Raw genomic sequence first — 6,270 nt, 5'->3', positions numbered from 1 at the left:
TGCATCAGTTGGTAGAAGACTCCAAAAATGAACACGAAAAGCAATCCGAGGCGAAGGCCAATCAAGCTAAAAATGCCATTAATGAAGAAGTGAATAGAAACCTGATGGGCCAGGTCAAGGAAAAATATCGGGCAGTTCAGGAGCGTTTTGCTAAGCTTCAACTTTTGGTGGAAGCTGTTGGACTTGCCGCGTCGGCAGACCCACTTTTAAGAGCTATCATAGATCATCAGGAGCAAATTGTTTTTTATTGCCAAAGTGATCCTTCGGTAATTCCCCTGGCATTGGAAACAGAAAAGCTATTCTTCAAGCATTCCTATTCCCTGATGAATTACCTGATAGGGTTAATGGCTTCTATCGGTGACCTCAACCAAATGAAGGTTTCCGAAAGACGCTTGTTGTTACAGCACGTTTTGCATGAGCTGAGGTCGGTCAATAGACTCTCTTTGGCTACCTCCAAAAGTTTGGAGTCCTATATCCGTCAGAAATCAGGACTGAGTCCCTATCCCGAATTTCTTTTGGAAGGCTCAGCAACAGTAGATGAAATATTGAAAAACGCTCAACTGATAAAAAAATGAAACAGCTTCTGACCTTCTTTCTTTTGGCTAATTCCTTTCCACTGTTTGCTCAAACAGTGGTATTTGACCGAGAGCACTTTTTGATAGTAAACGAAAATGCGGCCATTAGAAATGTAGCTGAAATTGGTTACCAGGAAAGCCTTACAAGGATTCGGGAAAACACCGATGACATAGGCTTGAATGTGTCCAGCCTGGCACTGGTAGAAACCATGATTTACCGGTCCTTGGGCCAGGTAAATGAAGGGCTGAAGGATGCCATTCAGGTAAAACAGATAGGGAAGACGTTGCAAAGAATCTATTCTTTAAGCGATGAAACCATGACCATTGCTTCTAAGAACCCTGTCCTACTCCTTTTTGCAGAAACCTATATTCGCCAAGCAAAGGAAAGAAGTTTTTTACTGGTATCAGAGGTTTCGGCTTTTGTTCTGGCTGAAGGCAAAAATTTACTGATTAACCCCAATGTGAGGGATCAATTGTTGGTGAAAATTCAAAATGAAATTGACCTTATCGCCAGCTACCTTCTGGCAGTGAAGAAATCCATGTATTGGGCAAACGTCAATGGTGTACTAAAAAAACTTAATCCTTACCAGGTAGATATCGATCAGAACTTAAATCTAATCAATCAAATCCTAATTCATAAACAAAGCCTGCGATGAATAAGGAAAGAAAAATTAAAATATTAACTCCTGTCCTGTTCCTGCTATATATGACAACAGCTACAGCACAGACACCAATTCAGGACAAAGCGGTTGTTGCACAACAGGAAAGAATGGTCTTCAAGCAATGGGATGAGGACCGTTTTCTTCCAGGGCCTAGGCGCTTCCTTGGTATTCCTACGAACTCCAATTGGTTTTTAACCTGGGCCTTGCACCCCGATTATCCCGATCTGGACAGAAGGCCTCTTTCCACTTCCGGGGAGCAGACCCAAAGACTTGGATTGGCCGCTGCCATGAAAATTTCCTCAGATTATTACAAACAACAGACTGATACGGTTAAAAATATGGCAATTCGGGAGATAAAGCGCATATCCGGTGCCTTGTCAGGATCAGACCCATTGTATTTACTCTTTTACAAAAGAGAACTCGCTCCGCTTGATAATATTGAAACCCATGCTTTCCAAAACAGTGCCACAGAGGTAAAGGAATATATGCTTCAAAATGGTGCATATGACTGGTACCTGGAAAGGATGAAAAGTCTTGAAGAAAGGTACGGGTTTGCGAAAACGCAGGATATGGAAAGAGGGCAACGGATGCTTATGTACCACAGGATTTTATTGGACCTGAGGAAACTGCAAAGCAACTGGGAGTACAAGTTGGCCCTTTCACAGAAAATGCTGGCTTTCCGGGAAAGCATGGAAAAAAGACAAAACAGCAAAGAACAATTATTGGAGCAAGCAGATCAAGAGGAAGAAATCCTTTCGGGAATTTTACAAAGACGAATCATACTGCGATGAAAAAAACTGGATCCACACTCATTTTAACCCTTTTGATGTTACCAATGGCATATGGCCAGATACCAGTTCCCCCTGAAGAGTACAAGGAAGCCATTTCCTTTCTACAGGGAAATGGTGTATATGATCGAGGGGTCATGCGCTTTTTTGAAGGAATGCGCGACTATGCCTATTCTCATTTTGGACCATTTATACAAGATGCCCAGGCTCTGGCCTGCATTTTTATGCTGATTTTCTTTTCGATTAAATCTTATGAAATGATGGTGGGGGATAAGAAAATGGAAATCATGCCACTTTTGAGACCATTTAGCTTGTTGATGCTGACCATGTGGTGGGGCATGTTCTGTAGAATAATTGCTTTTCCCACCGACCTGATTTCCGCAAAAACAGAAGCCATGTTTTCTACCCAAAATGAACGGATCAATGCTTTGAGGCTGGACCGAGCGGTGTATATTATTCAGGTGGCTGACAAAATGGTTGAATACCAGGCAACCACTGAATTGGCATCCCAGCAAGCCAAGGAAGCAGACAAAGGCCTGGGTACAGTCATGGTGGATGGGGTTAAAGGCTTTTTTACCGACAATGTATATGGCCCGCTGGTACAGATGAAAATAAGGATGCAGACAAATATGCAACTATTGGTCACCCAGTTGCTGGAATTATTGGCCATCTGGATCTTAAGAATTTGTGTCTATTTTGTCTTTTTCATACAAATCATCTATTCAACCATTTTGGTGATTTTAGGTCCCTTTTCATTGGCCGTAAGCGTATTGCCAGCCTTTCGGGACGCCTTTACCACTTGGATTGCCCGTTTTGTAGCAGTCAATCTGTATGTGGGCATTGCCTACCTAGTTTTATACGTGTGTGGGTTGATGCAGGAATATGCTTTTCTACAAGAAATTCAGAAATATGAAGCACTGCTGGATACCTCCGGTGGAGATGAAGTTTTGTCCAAATTGGCATGGATGGCAGGAAATGGCATTCTTTCCTTTGGCTTGGTCATCGTAAGTTTTTTGGTGGGAGCAATTGCCATCACCACTGTACCCTCCATCTCCACCTGGATCATCAGTACCTCGGGCGTTACCTCAGCATCCGCCACTATGGGAAGGACGGGTTCTACTCTTAGCAGAACAGCTTCCCGGATGTCAGTTAGAGGGATTTTAGGAAAATAAATTTCAATACCATGATCATTAAAAACATAGAATCGAAAATTAAACTGGCTACTTATTTGTCCTTTGGGAGCTTTATTACTGCCGTTATAATCTGTATTGGAGTTTCATTTTTTGCTTACAAGCAAGTGTCCAATGCAAGACAATCCATTTATATCCTGGACAACAATATCCCCATTTTGGCCAAACAGACCAATCTGCAAATGAACAGGCCTGCCGAATACAGGGCAGCCGTGGACCTGTTTCACAGTCTGTTTTTCTCCCTGACTCCGGATGACAAGCACATAGAATACCAGATGAAAAAGGCCATGTACCTGGCAGATGAATCAGGTGCATTGCAGTACAATAACCTGAAAGAAAGAGGTTATTTTAATTCCATCCTCAGTTCCAGTTCGGTACTGACACTACAGACGGATTCCATTGCCCTGGAACCAAGCAATAAATTCACTTTCTATGGCAAGCAGAAAATCGAAAGAAGAAGTGCCACAATCACCAGGTCCCTGATTACAGAAGGGTATTTAATGGATATTCCAAGATCAGAAAACAACAGCCATGGAGTTTTGATCACCAATTGGAAAACACTGGAAAATAAAGACCTCAGCCATGTTTCGAAAAACACCTTCTAAGAATAAAACGCTCTTCACAGAAATAAGAATAGAGTTCAGTACCCTGCATGAAAAGGGAAAGGAACACTTAAGTAAAATATTGGATAAGTATCCCGAACAATGCTTTTCGGGGATGGTGTTCAGCCTTATTGTTTCTGCACTGCTCACTTTTATTATCCTGCCATTTGAGGGTTCCCAACAACCGGAAGCAGACCAACTCATGGAGGAGGCAAAAGTATTGGGATCCGGAGTAGCTGATGAAGTTTCTGCGCTTTTTCAAATTGGTAATGAGGCAAAGAGAATAGGGCAGCTAAAGCATAAAGTAGAAAGAATCATTGCCAAGGATAAAATTGATTTTCAAGACAGCATTTTTCTCGAAAATGCCATTTCTGAACTTGAAAAGTATCAAAAATTAAACTCAAAAGACCATGAAGATTGACTTCAAACAACCAAAATACATCTTGCCACTGATTCTGTTGCCCTTTATGCTTTTGCTGAATTTTGGCATGCAGTCCTTTAACAGCGAAGAGGAAAAGGAAGATGACATTGGAAAAGCAGACCTGCAGGAAAGCGTAGGAAATGTTTCTGATCAGGTTCGAAACCGTGGTATCCATGGCAAACTCGACGCATTCAGGTCCAGGTACAAAAGAGCGGATGGGTACACAGCCATCAAAAACATGAGGGTTGAAGTTGAACAGGAAGATGAAATCCTTTCCCAATACAATGAAGCAGAAAAAAGGATGCTGGATTCCATTGATTTGGCTTTAAAAAACACCCTTAACCAGCCTGGTCCGCAAATAGAAAGGAGACCAGCACCTGATTTGGAAGTCGAAAATAATCCCACTGCCCATACCGATGAAGATGAAGTTATTCTTCAGGCATTAAACCAAATGGAAAGACAACAAGATACCAATGAGGAGCCAAGGTATGAAGATCCCATGGATCTTTTTCGGGCTCAAATGGCCCTTGTGGATTCCATCTCAAAAGCCAATGATCCTACCCTTCAAGTTACTGAAGAAGAAATTGGAAGTGAGACCCAAGTTCCTCAAAAACCCAGGCTAAAGGTTTCCAAGACCAGCCATATCGATAAAAATTTCAATACCGTAAGGAAAACTTCCCAAAGGTCTTTCATCCAGGCAATAGTTGATCAGGAAATCCGCAAAGGTACTTTGGGGGAAAGAATCAGGATTCGCTTACTGGAAGATATACAGATCGGTGCAAGGAAACTTCCTAAAGGGACATACCTCTATGCTTGGATCAGCGGCTATGAAGCACAAAGAGTAAAATTGACTGTCAGCAGTGTGATGGTGGAAGATGAAATTTTACCCATAGCATTAAACATCTATGATCAAGACGGCATGGAAGGGCTTTATGTTCCTGCCAGTTCCTTTAGGGAATTTTCAAAAGACCTGGGAGGCAATGTTACAGGAGGGATGAACCTCCAGATGAACCAAGGAGCCTCCTCCATGAATCAAATGTACTTGTCAGCACTTCAAAAGGTATTTACCTCCAGCTCCCAGGCCGTGTCAAAACGGATTCGGCAAAACAAGGCCAACCTAAAATATGGCACCGTCATCTATCTTATTGATCCGGAACAATTGAACCCGGACATCCTTTCAAACTAAAACCCATAATGATATGAAAAGATTAATCTTAGTAACATGCCTTTGGAACCTATTGGGCTTTGCTACAATTGCCCAGGAAATTGATGCTAACCATTCCCATTCCAATAGAGAAAAACTTTACATCCGGGAAAACATAACTCTTCACTTTAATTCTCCCGAACCGATACAGTATGTAGATATTTCCAGCGAAGGACTGGTGGGTGATTTGCCTTTGGACAATGTTTTCCGTATTAAAATGCAGGAAATCAGTGCAGCAGACAATATGGAATCTAAGGAGAATCTTGGAGTAGTGACCATTGTCGGCCAAAAATTCATAGCTCAATATGAAGTGCAATATGCTTCAGGCAATCAAGATTTGCCCACATTGCTAGAAATCACCCCTGAAAACATGAGTCCTTTAGGGGTTGGGCTGGTACCACTTACCCAAAATGAATTGAGAGAATTTTCAATGGGTGCCTATAAGAGAAAAGAGGATGAAACTGGCCTTTACAATTCCCAATATGGCATCACTGGAAATGTCAATCATATCCATACCCTGGAGGATTACATTTTTCTGGACATTACCTATACCAACGAAACCAATCTGAAATTTGATATTGACCAGATCAGGTTTAGAGTGGAGGATAAAAAAATAGCCAAGGCTACCAATGTACAGGCCATAGAAATGGAGCCTGTATTTACCCTCTTTGAAAAGGAAAATTTCAAAAGGAGGTACCGAAACATTTATGTATTGGAAAAATTCTCCTTCCCCAATAACAAGGTGCTTTCCATAGAACTAACCGAAAAACAATTGTCCGGAAGGAATTTGATACTTGAAATAGATTATTTCGACCTACTGAGTGCAGA

At 41.8% G+C, this 6,270-nt stretch carries 8 protein-coding genes; all 8 read left to right on the top strand.

What is annotated here, in order from left to right:
• Nucleotides 1–575 (top strand): hypothetical protein (locus AAC037_RS17565; protein WP_339904383.1); only part of this gene is annotated, 575 nt, incomplete at its 5' end.
• A complete protein-coding gene (locus tag AAC037_RS17560; RefSeq protein WP_339904382.1) occupies nt 572–1,231 on the top strand; it encodes a hypothetical protein in 660 nt (219 codons plus the stop codon). The genes AAC037_RS17565 and AAC037_RS17560, both read left to right, overlap by 4 nt.
• The gene (locus AAC037_RS17555) at nt 1,228–2,028 is read left to right on the top strand and encodes a hypothetical protein (protein WP_339904380.1); all 801 of its coding nucleotides are present in this window, start codon (nt 1,228–1,230) and stop codon (nt 2,026–2,028) included. Before AAC037_RS17560 ends, AAC037_RS17555 begins: the two co-directional genes overlap by 4 nt.
• Nucleotides 2,025–3,197, top strand: coding sequence for a plasmid transfer protein (locus tag AAC037_RS17550; protein WP_339904379.1), 1,173 nt, complete (start codon nt 2,025–2,027; stop codon nt 3,195–3,197). The genes AAC037_RS17555 and AAC037_RS17550 overlap by 4 nt, the downstream gene beginning before the upstream one ends.
• 11 nt (nt 3,198–3,208) lie before the next feature.
• A complete protein-coding gene (gene traK / locus AAC037_RS17545) occupies nt 3,209–3,820 on the top strand; it encodes a conjugative transposon protein TraK (protein WP_339904378.1) in 612 nt (203 codons plus the stop codon).
• Nucleotides 3,798–4,238 (top strand): hypothetical protein, encoded by a 441-nt coding sequence (locus AAC037_RS17540; RefSeq protein ID WP_339904377.1) that lies wholly within the window; start codon nt 3,798–3,800, stop codon nt 4,236–4,238. The genes traK and AAC037_RS17540 overlap by 23 nt, the downstream gene beginning before the upstream one ends.
• Nucleotides 4,228–5,424, top strand: a complete 1,197-nt coding sequence (locus AAC037_RS17535) for a conjugative transposon protein TraM (protein ID WP_339904376.1) — start codon at nt 4,228–4,230, stop codon at nt 5,422–5,424. The genes AAC037_RS17540 and AAC037_RS17535 overlap by 11 nt, the downstream gene beginning before the upstream one ends.
• A 13-nt stretch (nt 5,425–5,437) precedes the next feature.
• Nucleotides 5,438–6,270, top strand: an 833-nt coding sequence (gene traN, locus AAC037_RS17530) for a conjugative transposon protein TraN (RefSeq protein WP_339904375.1), incomplete at its 3' end; no start/stop codon positions are given.

Source organism: uncultured Cyclobacterium sp. (assembly GCF_963976465.1).
GTDB lineage: Bacteria > Bacteroidota > Bacteroidia > Cytophagales > Cyclobacteriaceae > Cyclobacterium.
The sequence above is the reverse complement of the archived record's forward strand: the minus strand, read 5'-3'. Positions and strand labels throughout refer to the sequence as shown.